Source organism: Clostridium sp. OS1-26 (genome assembly GCF_030915445.1).
Taxonomy (GTDB): domain Bacteria; phylum Bacillota; class Clostridia; order Clostridiales; family Clostridiaceae; genus Clostridium_AM.
In genome coordinates, this window is record NZ_CP133264.1 from 3,127,631 (window position 1) to 3,153,680 (window position 26,050).

A 26,050-nucleotide genomic window follows, 5' to 3' on the forward strand; every position below is an offset into this window, starting at 1 on the left:
AATGGAGGTAAGTAAATGAATACTATGAAGAATATTTTGATCGCAGATGATAACGAAGAGATAAGAGAAATAGTTCGTGTTTTATTGGAGAGTGAGGGCTACAATGTAATAGAGGCTGCAGATGGCGAGGATGCTGTAATCAAAGTTGATGAAAATATAGATTTGATCATACTTGATATAATGATGCCTATCAAGTCTGGGTTTAAAGCGTGTGTAGAAATTCGTGAGAAAACAAGTGCTCCTAGATCATTTCTTACTGCCAAAACCCAGGATTCAGATAAATGTATGGGATTTTCCTCCGGATGTGATGATTACCTATTAAAGCCATTTTCATATACAGAATTAGTTTCAAGAGTTAAAGCATTGCTTAGAAGGTATTATGTATACAAAGGAAAAGATAAGGTTGAACCAACCAAGTTTATTAATATAGATGAATTAACAATAAACATAATTTCAAATGAAGTATTAATAGATGAGAAAGAAGTTATACTTACGGAAACTGAGTATAAGATATTGTTGTTAATGGCGCAGAATAAAAAGAAAATATTTTCAGCACAAAATTTATATGAAAGTGTTTGGAAAGAACCTTATTTTTATTCTTGTAACAATACTATTATGGTGCATATAAGAAACTTAAGAAGAAAATTGGAAAAAGATCCGCAAAATCCTAAGTATATAAAAACAGTGTGGGGAAAGGGGTATAGGATTGAATAAGAACTCTTTATACATGAAACTAGAAATTAAACTAATTCTATCCCTAATACTTTCATTTGCTATATCTGTTGGCATATTCTTTTTATTAGTAACAATAGGAGGAAATATGCTGGATAACCATTTTAATAAAAACTCTTTTTTAAGCAAGCAAAAAGATAAAGCTATATCAGATTTTAGAAGTTATGTATTGGATAACAATTTGAAAATAAATGATCATGATAAAATAACACAATGGGTTCATAAAGAGAAGTACGTAAACCTTTATATTTACAAGGACAAGCAGTTAATTTATAATTCCGAGAAAGACAATTCAACTAGTGATTATGGGAAATATGGGGAGAATCCATTTCTTGCAAGTGTGTCACTTTATGATATTAAATTTGCTGACACAGATGCAAAAATGCATATGGAATGCTTTTTGAGTACAAGTATTATTATATTGCAACCTTTTTTGTATGGCAATCTCCTTTTTTGTTTTATAGCAATTATGGTGTTTTTAATAAAGAGGAAAACAACGTATATTGGAATGCTTGAGAATGAAATAAAAATATTAGAAGGTGGCAACTTAACTCATGAAATTACTATTAAGGGAAATGATGAACTTTCTTCTTTGGCTCGAGATATTAATGAAATGAGAAAATCATTTATTGAAAGATTAGAAAGTGAAGATAAAGCAAGGCTTGCGAACAGCGAACTGATTACAGCAATGTCACATGATTTAAGGACTCCTCTCACAGCACTGGTAGGATATTTAGATATTATAGAATACAAAAAATATAAGACAGATGAAAATTTGAGACAGTATATTCGTAGCAGTAGAGAAAAAGCATATCAGATTAAATATCTTTCTGACAAATTATTTGAATACTTTATAGTCTTTAATACTAATGATGATGATTTGGAAGTAGAAACCTTTGATGGAAATGAACTTTTGGAACAGCTACTTGGAGAACAAACCTTCATATTAGAAGACAATGGATTTACTTATCAAACTGATTTTTGTAATACACCTTTTCTTATAAAAGTAAATTTAATTTCCATACGTCGAGTTTTTGATAATATTTTTTCTAATATCATTAAGTATGCAGACAAATCTAAGCCAGTTAAAGTTAAATACTATATAGAAGACCAGTTATTATTTATTGATTTTGAAAACCAAATAAATAATAATTTAAAAACAGTAAGTAGCACAGAAATCGGTCTGAAAACATGTGAAAAAATCATAGAAAAACATAAGGGGAAAATCGTTATCAAAAAAACAGAAGATATCTTCTCTGTCCAGATTAGCTTAGCTATAAAGCTGAAGAATCACTAAGTAAAATTAATCTCGCTCTAAAAGATTTAGATATCCCGTATTATTCAAAGCTAAATTCCGCGGTGTTTTTTGTGTCGCATTCTAAAGACTATGTGTAAGATCAAGAGCAGAAATGCTCTTTTTGTTTTTATCTTATCATTTATCAGATTAATATTTAATCTATTCATTCTACAGAAAGAACATATGGATATTTTCAATGGATGAAATAATTTTATAATATGGTATAATTATCCTTGAATTAAGTGGAAATTGTATAATATAGAAACATATAAATTAATTTTAACTAGGAGGTGGGATTATGTGTAATTATTACAGACAGAACTTAAACTCTACGAAACTTTTTCAAGTTTACCAGACAAAGTATCCAAGAATTAAGCGTTATTTGGATAAAGAAATCGATTTTGTGTGCCAGAATTTGCATGGCAACGAGAAAGTGCTCGAGGTTGGAGCCGGATACGGACGTATCATCAAGAAATTGGCCCCTTTCTCAGCCAGTGTTGTAGGAATTGATATCTCAGAGTCAACAGTTGATCTTGGCAAGGATTATATAAAAGAATGCCCGAACTGTAACATTCAAGTGATGGATGCCTACAACCTTGTGTTTGGTGAAGAATTTGATGTCGTATTGTGCTTGCAAAACGGTTTATCAGCGATGAAAGGACAGCCCATACATCTGATTAAACAATGTATGAAGGTACTGACTCCTGGGGGAAAAGCCTATTTCAGTACATATAGTCCAAAATTTTGGAAACATCGGCTGACCTGGTTCCATGAGCAGGAGAATAATGGTTTACTTGGAGAAATCGATTTGGAAAAAACGAAGGGTGGCACAATTGTATGCAAGGACGGATTTGTTGCTATCACTTTTTCAGAAGATACACTTAAAAAGCTAGGAGAGGAGTCAGGGTGCCATTATCGCATTGAGGAAGTAGACGAGTCAAGTCTCTTTCTTATCCTTGAAAAGACAGAATAATATCTGCCAAAATACTCCCATTTGTAGCAATAGATTTCTCTTATTTAACGCAACAACTGAAAAAACGAACAATTTACAAAAAAACGTGTTATTCAAACTAAATTTTAGGGTGTTTTTACGTCGCATTTTGAAATTTATACGACACAACTAATGAGATTGATAATATGAATAATGTGGTGAAAAAATAGTAAGAAATATATAAAACATTTACGCCATGTTCCATTATATGTTAAAATATGAGTTGTAAATAATTATAATTTGCAACAACAATTTCAATGTATATAAGGGGAATATTTATGAACAAAAGAGGAATTTTTATGAAAACTGCATTAGTTGCATTAACTATTTCAGTTATAGCTACAACTCATGTAAATGCGGCATCAAATCAAAGTAAGAGGTTATGGGGGAAGGACAGATATGAAACAAGCTCAGCAATTTCAAAAGAAGGTTGGACAGGCACTTCTGATTATGCTGTGATAGTTAATGGGGAAAACTTTCCAGATGCTTTAGGTGCAGCAACTTTAGCAAAAAAATATAATGCTCCAATACTTCTTACTAAAAGTGATTCTTTAGATACGAATTCTTTTAATGAATTAAAAAGATTAAGTGTTAAAAAGGTGCTTATCATAGGTGGAAGCGGTTCAGTAAATCCACTTGTTGAAAAGTCAATACAAGACATGGAAATAGAGACTTTAAGATATCAAGGCCAAGATAGAGATGCAACGTCTGTAGAAGTTGCCCAAACTATAGGTACGGCGAATGGAATAATAGTAGCTATTGACGGTGATTTTACAGATGCGTTGTCGGTAGCACCAATAGCAGCTAAATTGCAGATGCCTATAATATTAGTTAAAAAGGATGTTATGCTGGATTCAGTTAAAAGTTTTATCAGCAACGGCAATATACAAAAAACTTATATATTAGGAGGAAATGATATAATTAGTGATGCAGTAGCAAGTCAATTTCCTAATATAGAAAGAATAAGCGGAAATGATAAATATGAAAGAAACATAAATATCATAAAGGCATTTTCGGATAAGGTTGACTTTAGTAATATTTGCTTTGCGTATTCAGAGAAGTTTCCAGATGCATTAAGCGGATCTGCTTATGCTGCAATTAAGGGTAATCCAATAATTCTTGTTGGAGGAAACATGAATGGAAACACAGGGAGTTTCATTAAAAATAAAATAAAACAAGATACAAATATAACAGCATTTGGTGGTACAGCAGGAGTGACTGATAATGATATAAAAGCACTTACTGGAACTGCTAATAATGGTGATTTAGCAACATTGTTAAGCAATGCAAATGATTATTTTATAAATAGTGATTTTGAAAAGCTAATTGATGTGACTACTAAGATTATTTCATTAGATCCTTCAAATTCAAAGGCCTACGCTTATAGGGCCTATGCTTATAGTGAAATAGGCCAAATCCAAAAAGGAATAGATGACTGCACTAAGGCAATAAAAACGAATCCAAATGATAATTTGGCTTATGCAATTAGAGGTTGTTTATATGAACATATTTCACAGTTTGATAAATCAAAAGAAGATTATAACAAAGCCATTATTCTTAGTGGAGATTCAATTGAGTTTTATTGGGCAAGGGGAAATGCATATATAGGATTAAAAAAATATGATGAAGCTAAAGCTGAGTTAAATAAAGTAATAACTTTGAATCCTAAATTGGCAATGATATATAATGATTTGGCAGTTGTTACCAGAAAAAGTGGTGATACGAATGGAGCTCTTTCTCTATATAAAAAGGCAATTGAGATAAATCCAAATTTATCAGATGCATATTTAGGAATAGGTGATATCTATACAGCTAAAAAAGATTATCAAACTGCAATAAGCTACTATAATAAATTTATTGAATTAAATAATAATTATTATATTGGTTATTTTTGTAGGGGAACTGCATATTATTACGCTAATCAAAATGATGAGGCTATTGCAGATTTAGAGAAATCGATAAAGTTAAATCCTAATAATGCAAAACCCCATTATATGCTAGGAAATGTGTATCATTACGCTTATCCAGAATTTGAAAAAGCAAAAGAGGAATATGGTCTAGCTATTTCTTTAGATCCTACTAACTATATTTATTATAGAAGGAGAGGAGAGTGCTATTCTTACAGATATGATACAGTTAATAAAATAAAAGCAATTGAAGATTTTAGTAAAGCAATTGAATTAAATCCTAAGGATATAAAATCACATGAAGATAGAGGTAATACATATTTTTATAATAAAGAATATGATAAAGCTATAGTGGATTTTACAGAAGTATTATTATTTAATTCAAATGATGAACGTATGTATCAAATAAGAGGAGCATCTTATTACAAAGTAAAAGAATACAACAAAGCAATTGACGATTATAGCAAAGCTATTAGTATTAATAACCGGGTATATTACTATTATTCTGAAAGAGGTCTTGTATATACTGCTTTAGGACAATATGATAATGCAATAGATGATTTTAATAAAGCAATACAGCTGGACCCTGATTATTACTATGCTTACATAGATAGAGCTGAATGCTATAAAGCACTAAATCAACTGGATAAGGCTAAAGCAGATCAAGCAAAAGCTGAAGAGCTGAAAAAGAAATACTCTTATTAGAGTTTTGGGAATATGTATATATTATTAATATATAACGTCAAATAAAAAGACAAATAATCATTTTAAACACCGTATTATTCAGAATTGAATTTGCGGTGTTTTTAGTTCGCATTTCAAAAACTATGTGAATATATCATAATTTTGAGATACAGTCTTGTAAGGATACAGTGGTGATTTAAATCATTTGAAAGTAGAGAAACAAACTATCTTTTAGTCGTTTCCCTATTTTGAATAAAAAAGACCAACATTCTAACAAGCATAATAATCAAACCTAATAATTCAAAAATACCAGAAACTGTTTTAAGATTAGGTTTAGCAAAAAAATTGTAAACAACAGAATTAGGCTTAAGAATAAAGAATCTAAAATATAGTATTTATAATGAAGACTACAGTGTCATAGAAAGGTTTTTAGATAAAAATTCATCAGATCAATTGGATAGTTGAAAAGATGCGAATGAATTTCTTCTATTTAAAATCATTTTTCATAATATATACAGAGATAGTTTTTTGCGTTTTCGGATCATAACTTACATTTAAAAACATTCCGTTATATTTAAAGTTGCAATATGCTGAACTAGTATCTTCTCTCTCTGGTTTTCCAAATACTTTTTTGAAATTGTTTATAGTATCGCCGATTTTTACTCCATTATAGTTAACATCGCTTTTTTCAATATATATTTGGTTTACTATTATACCATTGTTATAGTCAAACCAAACCCTAATACCATTTTTTTTAAACTCCAGTCCGCTTTCATCAACAGAAACTGGTTGTTCATTTAAGGTACTAATTAGTTTCTCTTTACTCATACCGATCAGCCTGAAATATTTTTCAAAACTGTTTGTACCATTATTAGAATTACTAACAACATTCTTAGACTTTGAAGTATCTGTTATTGTATTAGTCTTAGTAGTAGAAGCTTTTTTATCTTGTACATTTCCACTCCCTTGAGATTTTGTAACTTTTATAGTTTCAAGCAGTTTAGTATTAGACCCTCCTACCCAGCTTTTTTTATTGTCGAGAATTCTATAAATAAATTCTCCCGTTTCTGTTGACTGTATAACATTTTTATCTCCAGATTTATAAAATAAAGTAATCGTGAATTGAGGATTGCTCTCTTGGCTATCGTTGTGTACTGTAACCTTTGTGTTTAATATAGTATCATAAACTTTCTTAATAAACTCTCTATCTTTCTCGATACCATATGTATTATTAGAATTATTATAATTTATTTGTATACTACTTACTTCACTAAAATCATTTGTTATAATATTTTCAGAACTATTTTTAGTAGTATCTTGACTTTGAGCTGCTGGTTGACTTGAAGGTGTAACAGTAAGTGCCTCATTTTTTTTGCTACCACAGCCTACTAATCCTGTAATGCATATAATTGATAAAAGAATACTAATATATTTTTTCATTAATAATCACTCCTCATAATTAGAAATATTGTGAAACTTATCATAAAACATATAAAATCATAAATAGGGATGTATGTTAGTCCTATTATATATACTTTTTGACTAATGGTTAGTTAAATGAATCTGTTACGTTGCTCCCCAAGTTAGTAGATATATTATTAATTTTTTTTAATAATCTTTCTTTGTCATTTCCACTTAGAGGGGTTGGACAATAATTGTTAGTGTATTTTACCGAAGAAATACTAAAAGGAATAACTCTTATATCATATTTTACAAGCTTGTTATCATTAAAAGAAAATTTAGTTTGAAGTACAAAAGTATCTTTATCAGAAGGATTAGAGTTTCCTCCAAAACAAAAGTTACCTAGACTATAGCATATAATTTTATCCTTATATCTTTCCAGCCCCTGAATTACATGTGGATGATGCCCAATTATCAAATCCGCTCCTTGATCAATAGCATAATGAGCAATGCTTTTCTGAGTGGAGTTTGGATAATAACTTCCTTCTTCTCCCCAATGGAAATTAATTACCACAATACAACCTTGACCTTTCAACTCTTTTATATCTTGTTTTAATTTATCCATAAACTTATCATTATTGCTCCAACCTTGATAACCTAAAAATCCAAACCTAACTCCTTTTACTTCTTTTATCCATTTACTATCTTCTCCAAAATAGTTAACATTGTATTGCTTAAGTGTTCCTATAGTATCATTAAAACCTTTATCTAAAAAATCATGAATATGATTATTGGATATATTTACACCTTCAATAGATCCAAGATTTAAAGCTTTTGCAAACTCAGGTGGCGCTTTAAATGTAAAAGTTTTATCAGCTCTAGCTTTAGCGTTGGTAAAAGTAGTTTCTAGATTTACAATGGTTATGTCATCCTTCTCAAAAATTGGAACAGCATTTTTAAATAGATAAGAATAATCATTATTATTTTTTCTAACCGTAGTAAGAAGAGAGGTGTTCACATCAAATCTTGGATCAGTTCCAATAGTGCAATCTCCAGCACTGCTTAATAGAACTTCTACATTTGAACTAGTTTTTTGAGAGCCTTCGCTATTCTTAGAACTTTCAATACTTATCTTTTTTATTTCTTGCGCCTTAGACTTAGAAGCATTTAATTTTATATTTTTTTCTATAAAGTTAATAACTTTAACTGCAGAAAAGAATACTATCAGAATGGAAGATAAACATAATATAATTGCAAAAATTCTTTTCTTAAATCTTTTTTTACCATTTTTTCTCATATCGCACCTCATATATTTTACAATTGTCTCTTTCATTAAAATACTCTTCAAAAATCTTACTAGTTATAAAATTTCTGAAGAGCATTTATTGTATGATTATTTTAAAGTAATGACATTAGTTATGAACATCCTTTTATTGTCTTCTGTTACTACACGAGAAAGTAACATTTTTTGCTAGATGGGCTCCATTTAATAGAATCAGAAATATCCTGCATATCTGGTGATAGCTGAGTAATCTTTTTTGTTTCAACATCAGACACAAATAGACCATTCTTGCCACGTTCTCCAGAAGTCACTGTATAAGCAATATTCTTTTGATTAGGAGACCAGCTAGTACCAAAGATTTGTATTCCTTCAGCTAAGCTTGCTTTTTCATTCCCGTCCAAATCTGTAATAAGCAATGTCATTTTTGTTTCACCTGTTCTTTTCACCATAGCAAATTGCGTATTATCTGGAGAAGGAATAAGCCATAGTACATTTTCTTTTAATGTTTTTGTTTGTTTTGTACTCAAATCATACACAAACATTTTTCCATCAATAGTATAATACACTTTACTTCCAACCTTTGATACATTACTAACATTTTTCGCCTTTGTATCTACAATTTCAGTTGCTTTACCATTTACATCAGTTAAATATATTTTACCTTCCATAGTACGATAAATCACATGTTCGTTGTCTGCCCAGGTTCCTTCAAAGCTAAATATGTTGTTTTCATCCGTAACCTTGATACTTTTATTACCACCGGGAGTTGTAACAAATCCTGTAGCTGCTAAGTCTATATTTTGCACTCTGTTATAAAAAATATATTTCTTGTCTTGTGAAAACTGAGCGTTTCCATGATTAAAGGCTTCTCCACAAAGTAATTTTTCACTTTTATCCTTTAAATCATATAGATAAATATTCTGATTATATGTCTTTGTGCTGTCATCTAATTCAGAACTTTTCCCAAGATTAATATTATCTTTAACAATTAATATCTTATCTTCATTTAGCCAATCCATGCTTCTTATATTTTCATAACGATCTATCTTTTCTAGAGCAATTGTATTATAAAGTTCTTTATTTGAACTTGATATAACCTTTATTTGCTTTTTACTATTTGTTTCACTTGCATTTGCTTGTCGAAGTGTACATCCTGCAGAACTAGCAATACACACTACACTTATTGCTATTAAAATCAATTTCTTTCTGAACACAATTTATTCCCTCCTCTTTCATTTGATTATATAATATAAAATATTTATTTCTAAAATATTTACGTTTGTTTCTAAAATGTAAACTTTTCATACACTAAGAGGAAATAAAATTAAAAAAGTAGTTCCTTTTTCTTCTTTATCCATTATATTAATAGTTCCATGCTGCTTTTCTACTAAATCCTTTACGAGAGATAAACCCAGCCCTGTGCCCCCAGATTGCCTGGACCGATCTTTATTTACAGTATAAAAAGGTTCAAATACTTTTTCTCTCATTTCTTTTGGAATACCAATTCCAGTATCCTTTATTTCAATGCCCACCTTGTCATTTTCTATATAACTTTTTACAAAGATTTTTCCGTTAGACTCATTGTATTTAATAGCATTATCAAGAAGATTAGTAATCACTTGGGTGAAACCTTCTCTATCAGCCAAAATGTTAGCACTCTGTAAATCAGTATATAAGTCTAGTCCAAACTTTTCTGCTTTTCCTTTCATACGCTCACATATATCCTTTAATATATCCTTTACCTCAATTCTTTCTGAGTTAAATTCAAAATCAAACTTCTCTAAAGAGGCTAGATGTAAGGTTTTTTCTACCATATCACATAAACGCTGAGTTTCTTTGCCTATATTCACTTTTGCATCATTGATAAACCCAGGATCATCTGAATACTTTTCTATTAAATCTACATAAGCTTTAATTACTGTAAGAGGCGTTTTAAATTCATGAGTTATGTTACCTATAAAATGCTTTTGCTGTTTTTCAAGAAGTTTTAATTTTTCCACAGCTAATTTAAGCTTTTCCTGTTCAATTTTCATATTGGTAATGTTTTTTTCAATTTGATTACTCATATAATAAATACCTTCACTTAATTCACCAAGTTCATCTTTTCTTTTCAGGGTAATAATTGAATTGTATTGTCCTAATCTAATTTTGTCTGATGATTTTTTTAATTTTAAAATTCCATCTGCTAATCGGTTAAAATAAAAGTATCCTATAATAAAACTCAAAACGAATATAATAGTTCCTATATTATAAAAAAGTCTTTTGATATTGTTATAAAAATCAATACTATCTTTCAAAGAATAATTAAACCGTACAACTCCTATTTGTTTATCTTCAATATAAAGAGGAGACAAGTAACAAAGAGAACTTTCTACAATTTCATAAGCAGTTTTACCTTTTAATGCATATTTCAGTGTGTCCTTTGCATCTGATATATTTGCTAGTGGTACAGAATTACCTATTTCTTTTCCCTCAGTATCATATAAAATTACATGCATACCACTTGTAATTGACAACTGCCTCGAAAGTTCCTGACCATTCTTATGTAAAAACTCCTTCACTTCTAGAGAATTCTCTGTAAGATAACTTTGTCTTAAATATAAATTTGCAATTTTACTCTGCTGATCTAGAAAATCTTCATAATGCTTTTGCTGATTATTTTTAATTCCTCGCAATACCAATATACTTAAGATGCTCACTGTTAATAGTAGAAGTATAGCTAAAAACATACTTGATTTTAATTTAATACTAACCCTCATAGAAATCACCAATAGCTTTATATCCTACTCCATGAACTGTTTGAATTATAGTTTCATAAGGTGTTCCTAGTTTTTGTCTAAGTCTTCGAATGTGAATATCTACCGTACGTGTACCTCCAATATACTCCATCCCCCATACCAAATCTAATAATTCATCTCTGCTGTATACTCTTTCAGTATGTGAAATTAAAAGCGCTAACAAATCAAACTCTTTTGGGGTTAAATCCAAAAGCTGATCATGAAGAAATACTTTTCTATGTTCCAAAATCATCTTTAGTTCTTTAATTTCTAATTTTTGTGTTTGATGTTCACTTGAATTTTTCTGAAGTCTTCTAAAGAGGGAGTTTACCCTTGCACCTAACTCACGTATATCAAAAGGCTTTGTAATATAATCGTCTGCTCCTAACTGCAATCCTAGCACCTTATCAACAATATCATTCTTTGCTGTAAGCAAGATTATTCCTAATTCTCCTTTGTTATATAACTGCTTACATACTTCAAAACCATTCATTTTAGGCATCATTACATCTAAAATTATCACATTAGGCTGAAAAGTATTAATTTTTTTTAATGCTTCTTCTCCATCATAAGCGACCTCAACAGTATAACCTTCTCTTCTAAAATCATATGCAATTACATCAGCAATACTTCTTTCATCATCAACTACTAATATTTTTTTATCCATGCTTTCACCTACTTCTTATATGATATAAATTAGTTAATTCAAATTGATTTTATTTAAACTTAGTTACTAAATAAAATTTTATCACTTATGAGATATAAACTTAAGATATAAATTTATAACTATTTTAATTTTATTAGTAAGCATTGGAATTTCCAAAGCGTGATTTATTATATTTATAGCAGCAGAGAAAAGACTTCAGGAAATAAACTTAACCAAAGAAAATCAATAATTTTTATTATTGTTACATCACAATATTCTTATATTGTAAAACTAACAAGTCCTACACTCTTGTTTAAAAGAATGTAGGACTATTTATTGCTACAATAGTAACCTGAGCCGTTTTTTATATTATTAGCGGACTTATATTTTTTTCATCATTTGATTCAGATAAGATATTTTTTAATATGCATAATCCTTTTTCTAATTCACTAGAATCAGCAGATGAGGAAAGTGATACACGTAAAAATTGTTGTCCCTCATAATTTCCAACTAAAAAGCGATCGGAATGATAAATATGAATTCCCTGTGCTAAAGCGTTTTTCTCAAATTGATTTGCATTAAACTTTTGCTTTAATGGAAGCCAATGAAAAAAGCTTACAGGATTTTCATTTGGGTTTTCTACTTTAAAATACTTTTTATAAATTTGATTCCGCTCTTTTGAAATTGATATTTTATCTTCAACTATTTTGTCTGCCATTCCAGTATTGATCATTTCAGCGATAACCTCTGCGTTTAGTGCAGAAGTTTTTATATTTATGCTATATATTCCCCGGGTTATATTTGCGGAATATTTTTCAGGATATACTATAAAGGATACCCGTATTCCCGAACATAAAGATTTTGAAATGCTGCTGATATAAATGGACTGTTCAGGTACAAAAGAAGTAATAGGAAGATAACTTTGTGGGGCAAGAAAATAATAAATGTCATCTTCTATTAAGATAAGATTATTCTTTTTTATAACTTCTGCGAGTTCCTGTCTGCGCTCCATATTCATCAAAATCCCTGTAGGGTTATCACAAGAAGGCATAAGATATACACCTTGTATGTTATTTAGTTTGCATTGAGCATCCAATTCCTCCGGTTTCATTCCTAAAAGGTCTCCCTTTATTGGAACTAATTGAATGTTTAGCATATTTGCCAGTCCAATAAAATTAGGATAGGTGTACATATCAACTGCAATTTTATCTCCTGAGCGAAAAAGAGAAATTAAGGTGACTGCAAGGGAGTTTTGAGCACCAGACGTAATCGCAATATTTTCAATATTTGCATCTATATTATATTTTTGCAACCATTTTTTAGCAGAGAGCTTATGATATGGAGTACCTAACGGGTGACCATAGTCTAATAACTTTTCTAAATATCCTTTTGATAAGATATTTTTTACTGTCTCTGCTACAATAGAGTTGGTTTGGTCAAAAGGTTTTATAAGGCCCATTTCTATGTAGCTATTCTCTGTTCTGCTATCTGTTATTGAGATTGCTGCACCTGCATTTGGTGAAACAAAAGTTCCTTTTCCTGTTGTAGCATAAATTAATCCTTTTAATTCACATATTTTAAATGCCCTTGTTATAGTGCTAAGATTAATATCCAAATAATCCGCCAGCTCTCGTTGAGGTGGCAATTTTGTGTTTGGGGCAAGATAGCCATTTATAATATCATATTCTAATAAATTCGCAATTGAAAGATATAGTGGTGTTGTAAGTTGGGTTTTATCAGGTTTCCATGTCATTGGATAACCATCAAAAGAATTTACTGGCATATAGACCTCCTAATGTTTCTCTAGAGTTTGTAAAGATTATTAATTCTTGCGTTTCCTAAAATTGTATTACATACAATTATAGCATTGAGTTCATACAATTACAATGATATAATTTGCTTAATATATATATTATATGTAAATGTGATAAACAATATGTAATCTCAAATATATACTAAACTTGCCTTTAAATAAAAATTTTATGAAAATGAGAAAATATTTAAAGAAAATATTAATTATTAAGGTAGGAGGAAATATAGATGAAAACTATTCAAATATCAAAGTTTGGTGAACCTGAAGTCTTGAAATGCGTAGAAGTCGATGAACCTATCCCATCTGTAAATGAAGTTCGTGTAAGATTATTTGCTGCAGGTGTCAATCCTAATGAAACCTATATTCGTACTGGCACGTATTCTTTTTATATTCCTAAGTTGCCGTACATACCTGGGTTTGATGGAGCTGGAGTTGTAGATTCAATAGGCGATGGGGTAGAGCACCTCAAAATAGGAGACCGCGTTTTTGTAGCTGCATTGCTTGCAAAGCGGAATACTGGAACATATGCACAGAAGGTAGTTTGTGATGCGAATGCTGTCCATAGATTACCTGAGTCAATATCATATCAGGAAGGCGCATCCCTCGGAATTCCAGCATTAACTGCTTATCGAGCACTGTTTCAGAGAGCAAAGATCAAAGCTGGCGAGACTGTTTTGATTCACGGTGCAAGCGGTGGTGTTGGTTTGTTGGCAGTACAAATGGCTAAAGGAATCGGAGCAATGGTAATTGGAACAGCAAGTACAGAAGAGGGAAAGTCTTTGGTGAAAGCTTCAGGAGCAACACATGTACTCGACCACATAACTGAAGATTCCATAAGTAAAATAACTTCCATAACAAAAGATAAAGGGCCAGATGTTATTATCGAGTTTTTGGCAAATGTGAACTTAGAGAATGATCTAAAGATGATTGCACCATATGGTCGTATCGTTGTGGTTGGCAACCGAGGGAGTATCGAAATCAATCCGAGATTGTCAATGATCAAAGAATGTGATGTTTTAGGTATGGCTCTTTGGAATGCGCAGCCCGATGAGTATAATGAGAGTTTATATGCTATTAAGGCCTTCCTAGAATCTGGTATTTTGCAACCAGAAGTCGGGCATGAGTTACCCTTAGAGGATGCTGCGAAAGCACATGAACAGATAATAAATAAAAAAGCACATGGGAAGATGATACTTTCTATTGATTAAACAGTAGAATAATAGAGCAGGCTTTAAGTAGTCTGCTTATTTTTAAATACAGGAAATACTTTGATTATAAAATAATCAAGCCATCCTTTACTGATGCTTTCGCTAAAAAATGCAAAAATGTCAGCAAAGAATGGCTTAAATATAAAAACAAGAATTCTGTTTATAAACCGTTATTTAACTTCTACTACCCATCCTTCTGGAGCCTGTACATCTCCGAATTGGATTCCATAAAGGGTATCATAAAGTTTTTTAGTTACAGGGCCTACTTCTGTTTCACTGTGGAATACATGTAAAGTTTCTTTATATTCTATTCCGCCAATTGGAGTTATTACTGCAGCAGTTCCGCAGGCACCAGCTTCCTTAAACTCATCTAGGTTATCAACTAAAACATCTCTTTCTTCAACTTCCATATTTAAATATTCTTTTGCAATATATAATAAAGAGTACTTAGTTATACTTGGAAGAATTGATGGAGATTTTGGAGTAACAAATTTGTTATCCTTTGTTATTCCAAAGAAGTTAGCTGCTCCAACTTCTTCTATCTTAGTATGAGTAGCAGGATCAAGGTATATACAGTCAGCAAATCCTTTTTTCACTGCTAATTCATGTGGATAAAGACTTCCAGCATAGTTACCTCCAACTTTTGCTGCACCTGTTCCATATGGAGCGGCTCTGTCATATTCAGCTATAGTGAAGTTTACAGGATTCATACCGCCTTTAAAATAAGGACCTACAGGTATACAGAATACGCAGAATATATATTCTGGAGCAGGTTTAACACCAACGTTATCTCCAACACCGATTACAAAAGGTCTAAGATAAAGAGTTGCTCCAGTGCCATAAGGTGGAACATAATGTTCATTTGCCTTAACAACTTTGACACAAGCATCTACAAACTTTTCTACTGGAACTTCTGGCATTAAGATACGTCTGCAGCTGTCCTGCATACGTTTTCCATTGCTATCTGGTCTAAAAAGTTGAATTTTACCATCTTTTGTACGATAAGCCTTTAGGCCTTCAAAACACTGTTGACCATAATGAAGAGCAGTGGAAGCTTCACTTATACTAAGCATGTTATCTTCAACTAATTGTCCGTCGTCCCATTTTCCATCTTTCCATTTTGAAATATAACGGAAATCTGTTTTGATATAATTAAATCCTAAGCTGTTCCAATCGATATTTACTTCTTTAGCCATTAAAAGCACCTCCAAATAAAATTTGTTTTATTATAATGACAAGTTTACCTTTTATTGTATGGAACACAATATAGTAATTATATTATATCATCATAAATGTATGGCTTCAATTGTGTAATTGTATTACATACAATTATGATGTTGAAACCATATAATTACGATGATATAATTTGTTTAACATATGTATTGTATGTAAAATCTTGCTTTGTGGAATTTAATGTGGTATATGCAAAGTATTTTGTTGAAAACCTAGCCAGAACTTGTATTGCAGTAAAAAGAACTTTCCATTGGCATCCCGTGTGAGGTTGAAGCAGTTGTTTATTCTAGGAAGATAAAGGAGGAAATTAAAATGAGACAATATGTAGTAGATGCTTTTTCAGACAAAGTATTTGGAGGAAACCCTGCAGCAGTATGTGTCATGGATGAGTGGCCTTCTGATGAGATCATGATAAAGATAACAATGGAAAACAATCTGTCAGAGACAGCTTTTGCCGTAAAAGAAGGATTAGATTATAAACTAAGGTGGTTTACTCCTGGTGGTGAGATTAATTTATGTGGACATGCAACTCTTGCAACGGCATACATTATTACTAAGTTTATTGAACCTAAAGCAACAGAAATTCGTTTCCAGACACTCAGTGGGTTGTTAACAGTTATAAAAAAAGGTGAGCTTTTTGAAATGGACTTTCCGTCTTACGAATTAAAAAAAGTAGACGTAACAGAGGCAATGGTAGAAGCCATTGGAGTCAGACCCTTAGAAGCATATATGGGAAGGGACTTACTTTGTATTCTTGGATCTGAAGAAGAAGTTAGAAATTTAAATCCAAATCAAGAAAAGATAAATGCACTAGATGGACTGCTTTTACAGGTCACAGCTCAGGGGAAAGAATTTGACTGTGTATCCAGATCATTTGCACCTAAATGTAATATACCAGAAGATCCTGTATGTGGTTCAGGACATTGCCACATCATTCCATTCTGGGCTAACAGGTTAGGAAAGAACGATTTGGTTGCATATCAAGCTTCGTCAAGAGGCGGCACATTATATTGTGAGTATCAGGGGGAGAGAGTAAAACTCAGTGGTAATGCAGCTTTATACTCCACTGCAGACATTAATTTTTAATAAAAAATTTGGTGGTTAGGATTACTTTGGGCAATTACTATTGTATCTATGCATATCTAATTTTAGATATGCATAGATACAATCAGCATCAATATTCTATAATTTTTTCATTATAGTCTTGTTGTAGTTTAATACATGGTCCATGACCAGTAGCAATAAACTTAGGATTAAGTTCCATTAGATTCTTTATCATTTCTTCCCTTAGTTGATCATTTGGCACTCGATCAGCCCAACTAGCATCTATATTGCATTATAAAGTTATCTTACCGATATTATTGTGATCTACTGTAACAGTAGCTTCATTAAAATGAATTTCATAAACCTCCAACATAGATCCTGCATTTGCAACCATATCTGCGAAGCCCGGAAATTTTTTTATAATTCCATCCTTTATATCATCTACTGTTAAAGCACTTTTTTGAACTGTAGCATTTGTAACTCTTACAACTCCACCATGTCCATTTGGAATTGTTGTAAATGCTATCTTATTGTTTTGTGAAAATTCCATTGTTTTTGATGATTGCTTAAAAGTTGAGAAATAAACAACACATTTGTTTTGAATATCATGACAAAAATTTACAATTCTTACATTTGGAGCATTGTCCACTGAAGTTGCTAGCACAAATGTCACAGAGTTTTCCATTACCTTCTCAAATTCTTTTAAAAAATTCATTTTCATTCTCCTTTTGTAAATTTATTTGGCTCTTTATAGCCATTGATTAATACATTTTTATTATACATATATAACCTTGACAACTATATGTCATGGTTATATGGTATAATAAAAATAAAAAATTTAGGTGCTGAGAATGAAAATAGATAGACTGATATCCATTATTATGTTACTGCTTCAACATAAAAAAATAAGTGCTACTAAGCTTGCAGAAATGTTTGAAGTAACACCTCGAACAATATATAGAGATGTAGAAGCAATAAGCCTGGCAGGTATTCCAATTGTTGCTTATCCTGGAGTTAACGGTGGCATTAGCATTATGGAAGAGTACAAAATAGAAAAAAAACTTTTTACTATTTCAGATATTTCAACATTATTAATAGGACTTGGAAGTATTCATTCAACCATGTCCAGTGAAGAAATCCTTAATGCTATGGCAAAATTGAAAGGTCTAGTTCCAGCAGAGCAAATCAAAGATATTGAATTAAAATCAAATCAAATTACTATTGACCATACTCCTTGGTTTGGAAGTAAGAACTTAAAGCTAAATGTTGAAGAAATTAAAACTGCTATTAATGAGAATAAATTTATATCCTTTAAATATTCTAACCGAACTGGTGAAAAGAGCCAAAGAAAAATCGAGCCTTATAGATTAGTGTTGAAGAATTCAAACTGGTATGTACAGGGATATTGCACTACTAGAAAGGATTTTCGCATTTTTAGACTATCCCGTATTTCATTGATTAAACTCCTTAAAGAGACATTTCTTCCTAGAGATTTTGATTATGAATCACAAGACTTATCCTTTAGGACAGGGGAAAAGATCACTAAAGCTAAACTTCTTGTTGATGAATCACTACGAGACACCATGATAGAATTTTGCGGAGAAGATAATATTGAGAACTGCGGAAACAATAAATTTATAGCTTACTTTCCATTTGCAGATGATGATTATTGGTATAGTACGATAATTCATTTCGGCGATAAGTGTGAATGCCTAGAACCAGAAAATGTCCGATTAGAAATTACTCGAAGAATAAAAAACTTATTAAATATTTATCAAAAAAATACCTCCTAAAGCAGAGTTTTTAATTCTCTGATCCAGGGGGTATATTTTGTTTTATCCTTCAGCTTTTTAATGCAGCTCCACCATTCACAAAGTCGTTTGTTGTCTCAAAATAATTCACTAAGTTTACTTCTGTAGGTGTAATTTTAAAGTTAACCTGCCATATTTCAATTCCACGTTTTATACAAGATTGTACTTCATCCTTAATATAGTTGCTATGTTTATTCCTGTTAGGAACCTTATATCCTGGGTTTTCATAAATAAAACAGTTTAACAATATAGCTCTCTCATTTTGTTCTAAGCTTCCTGCCAGTTCATTAACATGTTTAATAAATCGTTCAAAGGAATTAAATTCACTTACTTTCTTTGTGGTAATATGATCTTTTAGTTCAACCTGTAAATTCTGAAGAGGTGTCTTAACCTCAATGAATGTATTACCAACAAGGAAGTCAAGCTTTGAATTGCCAAGATGCTGCTCCCTTTTGACAGCATCACCGTTTTTTACCATAGAAGAAAACTGTCCAGTTCTCAAAAAATGTTCAACATATCTATTTGCTGCATTTTGATTAATTCCAATCCAAGACTTATTATTTTCAGATGGCAAATCAAGAGAAATTGCCTCAACCGTATAAAGAGTTTTTCTTGTAGTGCCTTTACTTTTGGAAAGCAGGCAAGGAATATTTGAGAATACAATGTTACCTATACGTCCTGTAGTAGGACAATGACAATCGTACAGTACACCATTAATTTCAACTTCCATGATAAATCTGTTCCTTCTCTTGCAAATGACTCCATCTATAAGAGGCGTTTCAAAAATAAATGCGTTGCTTTCGCTCATTATAATATATCCTCCTAAGCAATAAGTTTCTTCATCTGTTCTATAACATGCGAATCAAATTTTGACGATGCAGGTTCTAATCCGAAAACCAAGATTATAGCTATTATCAATATAACACATAATTGTTGACAGCTATATGTCAACAATTAAAATCTAATTTAAAGAGGATTATAATTAAAATAAATCTCTCAACCAGAATCTATATAATCACTACGGGGAATAATATATTTTTACTATATAAAGCTTTTAAAATGATATAATATATTAATAAATTATAGTTATATAGGAGGGATTTATAATGAAAAAAATAGTTTTAGCAGGTGGATGCTTTTGGGGTGTAGAGGAATACATATCAAGAATTAAAGGCGTTATAGAAACAAAAGTTGGATATGCTAATGGAGCTAAAGAAAATCCCAGTTATGAAGAAGTGTGCAGTAAAAGCACGGGTCATGCAGAAGCTTGTTATATAACATATGATGAAGATTTAATAAGTTTAGATCAGCTATTAGCTAAGTTTTGGGAAATAATAGATCCTACTGTTATAAACAGGCAAGGTAATGATATAGGTCATCAATATAGAACAGGCATATTCTATACTGATAAAAATGATTTACTTATAATTTTAAAAAGCAAAGATGAGGAACAGAAAAAGTATTCTAAAGAAATAGTAACTGAAATAGAACCTCTTTCTTGTTTCTATGAGGCAGAGGAATATCATCAAAAATATCTTAAGAAAAATCCAGGTGGATACTGTCATATAAAGTTAGAATATTGACATGGATACAGGAATAGTGATATTATAGACCCATAAAGTCTTTAAGTGGAGGTGAAGCATTTAGCATGAAGTATTCAAAAGCTACAAACTATGCTCTTCATACTGTGCTCTTTCTTGCAGCATCAACGCCAAGTAAACCTGTTGGTGTTCAAAAGTTAGCAGAATTACAAAAAGTATCGCCTACGTATTTATCTAAAATATTGACTAAGTTAGTTAAGGATGGAATAATTGATTCTTCTTCTGGCGCTAATGGAGGATATTCGTTTAATCGAAATTGGAAAGATGTTTCGTTATTGGATGTCATTCATGCGATAGAAGGTAAATCTTCCTTTTTGAATGTTATTTAACTCATGATTCAAAATGTTTAATAAGAGAAGCAATAGTTTCTGCTGAAAAGAAAATGGAAGAAGAGTTAAAAAATCAAAAAATATTAGAAATGGCTAAAAAGATATCTGTGGATTTTTAATCCACCTTTATTTTTAAGAAAATAACGGATATAAGGAGTCTTTAAAGTCTTTTATATATGGTTTAGAAAATACAAAGTATGCAGAAAATAAAATGCTTTTGGAAACATAGCATTAATTTTATCCGTTGTCGGATAATTAAAATAAAACATAAAGGAGAGATATATATGGCAGAATTTTGGGAATCAAGTTTTATAGAAAAACAAATGATGTGGGGATTAGAACCTGCAGACTCCGCAATTTTGGCAAAGGACTTTTTTCTTGAGGAAAAGGTTAAGGACATATTAATTCCTGGTATTGGGTATGGCAGAAATGCAAAGATTTTTTTAGACAACGGAATTAATGTAACAGGTATTGAGATATCAAAAACAGCCATTGATTTGGCAAGACAAAACGGGCTTAATATTGATATCTATCATGGTTCAGTGACTGACATGCCTTTTGATAACAAGCTTTATGACGGTATATTTTGCTATGCACTTATTCATTTATTGAATGATCTTGAAAGGGAAAAATTAATTAAAGATTGCTATAGTCAGCTAAAGCCAAACGGATATATGATTTTTACAACTGTTTCAAAAAAGGCTCCAATGTTTGGAAAGGGCAAACAGCTGAGTAAAGATCGATTCGAGATAATGGAAGGAGTAAAATTGTTCTTTTATGATTCTGATTCAGTAAAACGAGAATTTGGAAAATATGGGTTAATAGAATTTTCAGAAATTGACGAGCCGAGTAAGAATAGAGAAAATAAGCCACCATTGAAATTTATAGTTGTAAAATGCAAAAAAGAACTATAAAGATAATTGTATAAAGAATTAAAAATAGTTAATTGTTAGCGGATAACAGCCTAAAACATAATAAAAGATGTTTTAGGCTGAAAATCTTAATTATAATTTATTTCTTGATTTTTTACTTGTGGAGATGGGCTGGATATGCGTGTAACTATCATTTTATATTGTTAACATCCTTTAAAATTTTCTCAAGCTTTTCGATTGCTACAATTCGTTTATTACAATTTTCGCTATTTAAACATATATCAAAGCCTATTGACCTATAAGCACCTTCAGCAGTATTAGCTGTTTTACAGATAGGTGAAACAAACGCTACTTCATTTTCTCCGCCTACATGATTGCAAAGCACACACCTACGAGCGTTATTGGAAACATGATTTGTAATTCTACAGGCCATACCTATAAGTTTATCATTCATATTGTAAGTTACAAATAATTTTCCAGTAGATTTATCAATCCAACCTAAATATACATTCTTTGAACCCTGTGCATTTAGACTTGGTAATTTAAGTTTCTTTTCCTTTTTAAACAATCTACTAATTTGTGCATTTGTAATGTTTGGCATTCCATATACATATTCATTCAACTCAGCCAAATACTTATCAATGTGAGATGAATCAGTTATTTTACTAATATCAAGTAGTTCTTTTTCTTCCTCGGATAAATTTGTGAAAACATTTAATATTTTCTCTTGTATATATGCTTCAGCAGATTGAATAATATTAAGGTCTACACAACCTCTGAAAGCATTATTTAAATCATTTAAACACTTTCTTATATAATTATATTCATGCTTTTTTATAAAAGCTTTCATAAAATCAAGCACCTCTTTTCTAACATGTATTATTCATATAAATATGACATTACTTCCAGTTTCATTTTACCATCAGCCCAATAACAAAAAGATGATTATTATTACTCCAATTGAAAGTAACAATAATCATCCTAATTTAAAACGTAATACATATTCACAATCATTTTATTTTTGAACCTTGTTTTAAATTAGATATGATAACTTTCATTGGATTTCCACAATGAAATCATAACATGGTTTAAAATAAGCATTCAATCTAATAAATAATTCTGTAATGATTGTGAGAATATACGTTTCTGTTGACCTATTATTCTTCTTATACTCTTTTCTGACAGGTAATACTCCTGAGTTAGTTCATTAATAGTAGCTCCATCAATGTACTTTTTATAAATCTCATTATTTCTCACCTTAAGACTATTCTTTATACCACTCTTTTCTCCCCAGGCCTTATGATTTTCATTTTTTCTGGGTACATAAAGATATTTTCCATCTACATATTCTTGAATTATTTTAACAATTTCCTCTGGTAACACATCTTGTGCCTTTGCATATTTCATTTCCTTACTCCTCCACTTTTATGAAAGTATCAAAGCAAAGAATACAAAAAGACTATGTGTTGCAGAGCCTAAAACATGTACGCATTACAGCTAACCTAACAGCTTAGGCTCCAAACAAAGCATAGCTGACTTTGTTGTAGTCTTTGCAAGGAGCAAGCTGATTTATAGCTGAATGTATCACAGACCTTCATAAAAACACCCCCAATACGTCACACCTATTATATCATAATTAATGTAAAATTAAATATATAATGAAGACAATATGTATTGAAAAGGAGAAGTTTGTTTTTAAAGATTAGATTTATTTATAGTTATTCTAATAAATGCTATAATATAGTGCATAAAAGCTATTTACTGTTTATAATGTAGTGTAAATACTGAAAGCTTTGAGGGTGGTAATGTGAAAGCGATGAAGTTAAATTTAAAAAACAGGAACCTTTCTTTAATAAATGAAATACTTTTTAAAGTTTTTTACATATCTATAGGTATTGTTTCGATTATAGCTTTTATTTCTTATATAAGTGTCTATGAAAATGAGAAGAATAAAAGATTAGAAGAACTAAGTTCTTATGTCTCAGAAAGAGTTAGAGTCGATAGTGAGATTTTTAAACTAGCTGAAGACAATTTAAAGATTTTTGAAAAGGAATTTATGAAGCTTTATAATTCTGATGTAAAAGTAACAGAAGATGAATTTTGGTCCTATTATTTTGTTGACAGCCAAGGTGCTACAAGGATGAAGAAAGAATATTTTGATGGTGTTTATACTAAAGATGGCAATTATATTTATGGAATGTCTAGTTTTATAGGTAATAATCAAAAGGTAGATGATGCTGATTTCCAAAGAAGACTTGTACTTTCTATTAAAGTATTATCTAAATTAGGTCCTGCATGGACTAATCGTTTTCCTAATGTGAGTGTTGCCTTTCCGGAAAATGCAGGTATTCTTTTCTATCCAGGAGAACCTTGGGGCTTAAAGGCGAGAGCGGATCTTCATATGAATGAGCTGGGGGTTATAAAGTCTGTAAATAAAAAACATAATCCAGATAGAAAATCTGTTTGGTCTGGGCTTTATTATGATGAAACAGCACAAAAGTGGACAATAACCTATATGGATCCCGTAGATTTTGGAGATAAGCATCTTATAACTCCAGGACATGATATATATTTATCTGATTTAGTAGAACGTTTAGCTGAAAAGAGTGATGATGGTACCTATAATTTTATTATGAGAAAAGATGGATATTTAATAGCCCATCCTAATAATCCTGGGGAAAAAGAAAAATGGATAGGAGAACTATCCATGGATAAGATAAATATTCCCTTAGTAAAAGAAGCCTATGGATTAATTCAGAAAAATGTAGGACAAGATTACAGTAAAGTTAAAATTATTGAAAGCAAAGTTTATGATAGCTATTTTGCAGTAGGTGAGATGAAAGGGCCAGAATGGTATTTAATAAGAGTTTTGCCTATGAAAAATATTAGAAATGTTGCTCATTTAGCTGCTATAAAAGCTTTTATTGAAGGTATGGCTATTCTTTTTACTATTCTTTTTATAGTTTATTATGTTATGAAATACCAAGGTGAAAGGCATTTAAGGAAGTTGCGACACGCTGCAGAAGCTGTTAGTAGGGGAGAATATGAGAAGGTGGCTGAAGGGGAAATTAAGCTTCCTATGGAACTAAAAAATGAAATTGGGTTACTATCTAGAAGTTTTTATGATATGGCCATAAATATAAAGAATTTTAAAGAAGATCTTGAAGGTATTGTGGAAGAGCGAACTAAAGCACTAGAAAAGGCAAATAATGACTTAATGAAGTTAAGTTTGCTAGATGGTCTTACAGGTATTCATAATAGAAGAGCATTTGATAAAAGCATTAATGACGTTTTTTTAGAGGCTAAAAGGGAATTAGGAACTTTTTCGGCTATGATGTTAGATATTGATTTCTTTAAAAGCTACAATGATAGATATGGACATGCTGAGGGCGATGAGATTATTAAAAAGGTTGCCAATACTTTTAAAGATAATATAAGAAAAGAGGATCGTGTTTTTAGGTATGGAGGAGAAGAGTTTATAGTAATTTTTAATAATTTAGAGATTACTATAGCAAAAGAAGTAGGAGAGGGAATTATAAAAGCTATACAAAATCTCAATATACCTCATGAAGAAAGCCCTTATGGAGTTATAACTGTTAGTGCAGGAATTGCAGAATATAACAATGCCTTTAATAGTCCAGAAGAAATAATAAAAGCTGCAGATAAAAAACTTTATATGGCTAAAGGGAAAGGGCGTAATTGTATAGAGATTTGATAAGAATAAAAACTATTAAATAAAGCAATTTTCATTTTTTTCTATATACTGTATAATATTAACGTAATATATCTCAAGGAGGGTTATCCTTATATGAATAATATACTAACAGAAGAGAATATGAATAAATTAAAAGAGGAATTAGAATACAGAATGACCGTAAAAAGAGCTGAAATAGCAAAGGAAAAATTAGTAGCTGCTGCACATGGCGATAGATCGGAAAATGCAGAATATAAAGAAGCTTGCGCAAACTATAGAGAAAATGATAATAGAATTCAATATTTATTAAGTATGATTTCAACTGCAACTGTAGTAGATGATAAAAGCCTAGATAAATCATTACTTGGGGTTAACAGTAAGTTTAGAATTAAATTTATAGAGGATGAATATGAAGAAATTATGTCATTAGTAACTACTATAGATGCAGACCCAGAAAATATGCTTATAAGTGTAGAATCAGATTTAGGAAAAGCATTAATAGGTAAAAAAGTCGGAGATATAGTTGAAGTTAATGCTCCAAGTGAAAAATATACAGTAGAAATATTAAAGATATTATAAGAGTCTATAAGTTTTATTGAAGAGTTTGCTAGTGAGGGGTCAACAAGGTTCGACTTCACTATGAAAGGGAGTATTTCAAAACTAAGTAATTAGTTGAGAAATACTCCCTTTTGTACAATTTAATTACGAAAATATAATTTATTTAAAGC

At 30.8% G+C, this 26,050-nt stretch carries 23 protein-coding genes and 1 pseudogene; 12 read left to right on the plus strand and 12 right to left on the minus strand.

Annotation, left to right across the window (positions count from 1 at the left end; genetic code table 11):
- Window positions 1–24 precede the first annotated feature (24 nt).
- The 4 genes from RCG18_RS15255 (at window position 25) to RCG18_RS15270 (ending at window position 5,632) form a co-directional block, all read left to right on the plus strand.
- A complete protein-coding gene (locus RCG18_RS15255; RefSeq protein ID WP_308042040.1) occupies window positions 25–714 on the plus strand; it encodes a response regulator transcription factor in 690 nt (229 codons plus the stop codon).
- A 13-nt stretch (window positions 715–727) separates the two neighbouring features.
- Window positions 728–2,029: a HAMP domain-containing sensor histidine kinase gene (locus RCG18_RS15260; RefSeq protein WP_308036902.1), complete on the plus strand. Its 1,302-nt coding sequence runs from the start codon at window positions 728–730 to the stop codon at window positions 2,027–2,029.
- A gap of 298 nt (window positions 2,030–2,327) precedes the next feature.
- On the plus strand, window positions 2,328–3,002 hold the full coding sequence (locus RCG18_RS15265; RefSeq protein WP_308036903.1) for a class I SAM-dependent methyltransferase: 675 nt from the start codon (window positions 2,328–2,330) through the stop codon (window positions 3,000–3,002).
- A gap of 296 nt (window positions 3,003–3,298) precedes the next feature.
- A complete protein-coding gene (locus RCG18_RS15270) occupies window positions 3,299–5,632 on the plus strand; it encodes a cell wall-binding repeat-containing protein (RefSeq protein WP_308036904.1) in 2,334 nt (777 codons plus the stop codon).
- A gap of 465 nt (window positions 5,633–6,097) precedes the next feature.
- On the opposite strand, the gene RCG18_RS15275 is transcribed toward RCG18_RS15270, so the two are convergent.
- From RCG18_RS15275 to RCG18_RS15300, 6 genes are all read right to left on the minus strand, one after another.
- The gene (locus RCG18_RS15275; RefSeq protein ID WP_308036905.1) at window positions 6,098–7,051 is read right to left on the minus strand and encodes a hypothetical protein; all 954 of its coding nucleotides are present in this window, start codon (window positions 7,049–7,051) and stop codon (window positions 6,098–6,100) included.
- 109 nt (window positions 7,052–7,160) lie between these two features.
- On the minus strand, window positions 7,161–8,345 hold the full coding sequence (locus RCG18_RS15280; protein ID WP_308036906.1) for a CapA family protein: 1,185 nt from the start codon (window positions 8,343–8,345) through the stop codon (window positions 7,161–7,163).
- A gap of 113 nt (window positions 8,346–8,458) precedes the next feature.
- Window positions 8,459–9,508, minus strand: coding sequence for a hypothetical protein (locus RCG18_RS15285; RefSeq protein ID WP_308036907.1), 1,050 nt, complete (start codon window positions 9,506–9,508; stop codon window positions 8,459–8,461).
- Between the two features lie 87 nt (window positions 9,509–9,595).
- Window positions 9,596–11,053, minus strand: coding sequence for a HAMP domain-containing sensor histidine kinase (locus tag RCG18_RS15290; protein WP_308036908.1), 1,458 nt, complete (start codon window positions 11,051–11,053; stop codon window positions 9,596–9,598).
- Window positions 11,043–11,738, minus strand: a complete 696-nt coding sequence (locus RCG18_RS15295) for a response regulator transcription factor (RefSeq protein ID WP_308036909.1) — start codon at window positions 11,736–11,738, stop codon at window positions 11,043–11,045. The genes RCG18_RS15290 and RCG18_RS15295 overlap by 11 nt, the downstream gene beginning before the upstream one ends.
- Before the next feature lie 343 nt (window positions 11,739–12,081).
- Complete coding sequence (locus RCG18_RS15300) at window positions 12,082–13,500, minus strand: PLP-dependent aminotransferase family protein (protein WP_308036910.1); 1,419 nt, start codon at window positions 13,498–13,500, stop codon at window positions 12,082–12,084.
- Window positions 13,501–13,757: 257 nt separating this feature from the next.
- Between RCG18_RS15300 and RCG18_RS15305 the strand changes: the two genes are divergently transcribed.
- Window positions 13,758–14,738 carry an NADPH:quinone reductase gene (locus tag RCG18_RS15305; protein ID WP_308036911.1) on the plus strand — a complete coding sequence of 327 codons (981 nt, stop codon included), beginning with the start codon at window positions 13,758–13,760 and terminating at the stop codon, window positions 14,736–14,738.
- Between the two features lie 170 nt (window positions 14,739–14,908).
- Here RCG18_RS15305 and RCG18_RS15310 read toward each other — a convergent pair whose 3' ends face one another.
- On the minus strand, window positions 14,909–15,934 hold the full coding sequence (locus RCG18_RS15310) for a branched-chain amino acid aminotransferase (RefSeq protein ID WP_308036912.1): 1,026 nt from the start codon (window positions 15,932–15,934) through the stop codon (window positions 14,909–14,911).
- A 349-nt stretch (window positions 15,935–16,283) separates the two neighbouring features.
- Between RCG18_RS15310 and RCG18_RS15315 the strand changes: the two genes are divergently transcribed.
- Window positions 16,284–17,057 carry a PhzF family phenazine biosynthesis protein gene (locus tag RCG18_RS15315; protein ID WP_308036913.1) on the plus strand — a complete coding sequence of 258 codons (774 nt, stop codon included), beginning with the start codon at window positions 16,284–16,286 and terminating at the stop codon, window positions 17,055–17,057.
- Between the two features lie 88 nt (window positions 17,058–17,145).
- On the opposite strand, the gene RCG18_RS15320 is transcribed toward RCG18_RS15315, so the two are convergent.
- Together RCG18_RS15320 and RCG18_RS15325 are read right to left on the minus strand one after the other, a co-directional pair.
- Window positions 17,146–17,277: a hypothetical protein gene (locus RCG18_RS15320; RefSeq protein ID WP_308036914.1), complete on the minus strand. Its 132-nt coding sequence runs from the start codon at window positions 17,275–17,277 to the stop codon at window positions 17,146–17,148.
- A gap of 30 nt (window positions 17,278–17,307) precedes the next feature.
- The gene (locus RCG18_RS15325; protein WP_308036915.1) at window positions 17,308–17,730 is read right to left on the minus strand and encodes a pyridoxamine 5'-phosphate oxidase family protein; all 423 of its coding nucleotides are present in this window, start codon (window positions 17,728–17,730) and stop codon (window positions 17,308–17,310) included.
- A gap of 136 nt (window positions 17,731–17,866) precedes the next feature.
- On the opposite strand from RCG18_RS15325, the gene RCG18_RS15330 reads away from it, so the two are divergent.
- A complete protein-coding gene (locus RCG18_RS15330; protein WP_308036916.1) occupies window positions 17,867–18,808 on the plus strand; it encodes a YafY family protein in 942 nt (313 codons plus the stop codon).
- 49 nt (window positions 18,809–18,857) lie between these two features.
- On the opposite strand, the gene RCG18_RS15335 is transcribed toward RCG18_RS15330, so the two are convergent.
- Window positions 18,858–19,634 carry a DNA/RNA nuclease SfsA gene (locus RCG18_RS15335; protein ID WP_308036917.1) on the minus strand — a complete coding sequence of 259 codons (777 nt, stop codon included), beginning with the start codon at window positions 19,632–19,634 and terminating at the stop codon, window positions 18,858–18,860.
- Between the two features lie 298 nt (window positions 19,635–19,932).
- Here RCG18_RS15335 and msrA point away from each other — a divergent pair, with 298 nt between their 5' ends.
- The 3 genes and pseudogenes from msrA (at window position 19,933) to RCG18_RS15350 (ending at window position 21,670) form a co-directional block, all read left to right on the plus strand.
- The gene (gene msrA / locus RCG18_RS15340; protein ID WP_308036918.1) at window positions 19,933–20,409 is read left to right on the plus strand and encodes a peptide-methionine (S)-S-oxide reductase MsrA; all 477 of its coding nucleotides are present in this window, start codon (window positions 19,933–19,935) and stop codon (window positions 20,407–20,409) included.
- A 65-nt stretch (window positions 20,410–20,474) separates the two neighbouring features.
- Window positions 20,475–20,875, plus strand: a pseudogene (locus RCG18_RS15345) (Rrf2 family transcriptional regulator).
- Between the two features lie 165 nt (window positions 20,876–21,040).
- Entirely contained in the window at window positions 21,041–21,670 is a 630-nt protein-coding gene (locus RCG18_RS15350; protein ID WP_308036919.1) for a class I SAM-dependent methyltransferase, read from the plus strand.
- Between the two features lie 148 nt (window positions 21,671–21,818).
- Here the strand turns inward: RCG18_RS15350 and RCG18_RS15355 are convergent, their stop codons facing one another.
- A complete protein-coding gene (locus RCG18_RS15355) occupies window positions 21,819–22,478 on the minus strand; it encodes a FusB/FusC family EF-G-binding protein (protein ID WP_308036920.1) in 660 nt (219 codons plus the stop codon).
- Window positions 22,479–22,729: 251 nt separating this feature from the next.
- The gene (locus RCG18_RS15360; RefSeq protein ID WP_308036921.1) at window positions 22,730–23,035 is read right to left on the minus strand and encodes a CD3324 family protein; all 306 of its coding nucleotides are present in this window, start codon (window positions 23,033–23,035) and stop codon (window positions 22,730–22,732) included.
- A 409-nt stretch (window positions 23,036–23,444) separates the two neighbouring features.
- Here RCG18_RS15360 and RCG18_RS15365 point away from each other — a divergent pair, with 409 nt between their 5' ends.
- Together RCG18_RS15365 and greA are read left to right on the plus strand one after the other, a co-directional pair.
- Complete coding sequence (locus RCG18_RS15365) at window positions 23,445–25,343, plus strand: diguanylate cyclase (RefSeq protein ID WP_308036922.1); 1,899 nt, start codon at window positions 23,445–23,447, stop codon at window positions 25,341–25,343.
- A 93-nt stretch (window positions 25,344–25,436) separates the two neighbouring features.
- A complete protein-coding gene (gene greA, locus RCG18_RS15370; RefSeq protein WP_308036923.1) occupies window positions 25,437–25,901 on the plus strand; it encodes a transcription elongation factor GreA in 465 nt (154 codons plus the stop codon).
- The last annotated feature ends 149 nt before the right edge of the window (window positions 25,902–26,050 follow it).

Excerpts from the sequence above, each read along its gene's own strand:
- RCG18_RS15255 (WP_308042040.1), top strand. The coding sequence starts at position 25 with ATGAAGAATATTTTGATCGCAGATGATAACGAAGAGATAAGAGAAATA.
- RCG18_RS15260 (WP_308036902.1), top strand. The coding sequence starts at position 728 with ATGAAACTAGAAATTAAACTAATTCTATCCCTAATACTTTCATTTGCT.
- RCG18_RS15265 (WP_308036903.1), top strand. The coding sequence starts at position 2,328 with ATGTGTAATTATTACAGACAGAACTTAAACTCTACGAAACTTTTTCAA.
- RCG18_RS15270 (WP_308036904.1), top strand. The coding sequence starts at position 3,299 with ATGAACAAAAGAGGAATTTTTATGAAAACTGCATTAGTTGCATTAACT.
- RCG18_RS15275 (WP_308036905.1), bottom strand. The coding sequence starts at position 7,051 with ATGAAAAAATATATTAGTATTCTTTTATCAATTATATGCATTACAGGA.
- RCG18_RS15280 (WP_308036906.1), bottom strand. The coding sequence starts at position 8,345 with ATGAAAGAGACAATTGTAAAATATATGAGGTGCGATATGAGAAAAAAT.
- RCG18_RS15290 (WP_308036908.1), bottom strand. The coding sequence starts at position 11,053 with ATGAGGGTTAGTATTAAATTAAAATCAAGTATGTTTTTAGCTATACTT.
- RCG18_RS15295 (WP_308036909.1), bottom strand. The coding sequence starts at position 11,738 with ATGGATAAAAAAATATTAGTAGTTGATGATGAAAGAAGTATTGCTGAT.
- RCG18_RS15300 (WP_308036910.1), bottom strand. The coding sequence starts at position 13,500 with ATGCCAGTAAATTCTTTTGATGGTTATCCAATGACATGGAAACCTGAT.
- RCG18_RS15305 (WP_308036911.1), top strand. The coding sequence starts at position 13,758 with ATGAAAACTATTCAAATATCAAAGTTTGGTGAACCTGAAGTCTTGAAA.
- RCG18_RS15310 (WP_308036912.1), bottom strand. The coding sequence starts at position 15,934 with ATGGCTAAAGAAGTAAATATCGATTGGAACAGCTTAGGATTTAATTAT.
- RCG18_RS15315 (WP_308036913.1), top strand. The coding sequence starts at position 16,284 with ATGAGACAATATGTAGTAGATGCTTTTTCAGACAAAGTATTTGGAGGA.
- RCG18_RS15325 (WP_308036915.1), bottom strand. The coding sequence starts at position 17,730 with ATGAATTTTTTAAAAGAATTTGAGAAGGTAATGGAAAACTCTGTGACA.
- RCG18_RS15330 (WP_308036916.1), top strand. The coding sequence starts at position 17,867 with ATGAAAATAGATAGACTGATATCCATTATTATGTTACTGCTTCAACAT.
- RCG18_RS15335 (WP_308036917.1), bottom strand. The coding sequence starts at position 19,634 with ATGAGCGAAAGCAACGCATTTATTTTTGAAACGCCTCTTATAGATGGA.
- msrA (WP_308036918.1), top strand. The coding sequence starts at position 19,933 with ATGAAAAAAATAGTTTTAGCAGGTGGATGCTTTTGGGGTGTAGAGGAA.
- RCG18_RS15350 (WP_308036919.1), top strand. The coding sequence starts at position 21,041 with ATGGCAGAATTTTGGGAATCAAGTTTTATAGAAAAACAAATGATGTGG.
- RCG18_RS15355 (WP_308036920.1), bottom strand. The coding sequence starts at position 22,478 with ATGAAAGCTTTTATAAAAAAGCATGAATATAATTATATAAGAAAGTGT.
- RCG18_RS15360 (WP_308036921.1), bottom strand. The coding sequence starts at position 23,035 with ATGAAATATGCAAAGGCACAAGATGTGTTACCAGAGGAAATTGTTAAA.
- RCG18_RS15365 (WP_308036922.1), top strand. The coding sequence starts at position 23,445 with ATGAAGTTAAATTTAAAAAACAGGAACCTTTCTTTAATAAATGAAATA.
- greA (WP_308036923.1), top strand. The coding sequence starts at position 25,437 with ATGAATAATATACTAACAGAAGAGAATATGAATAAATTAAAAGAGGAA.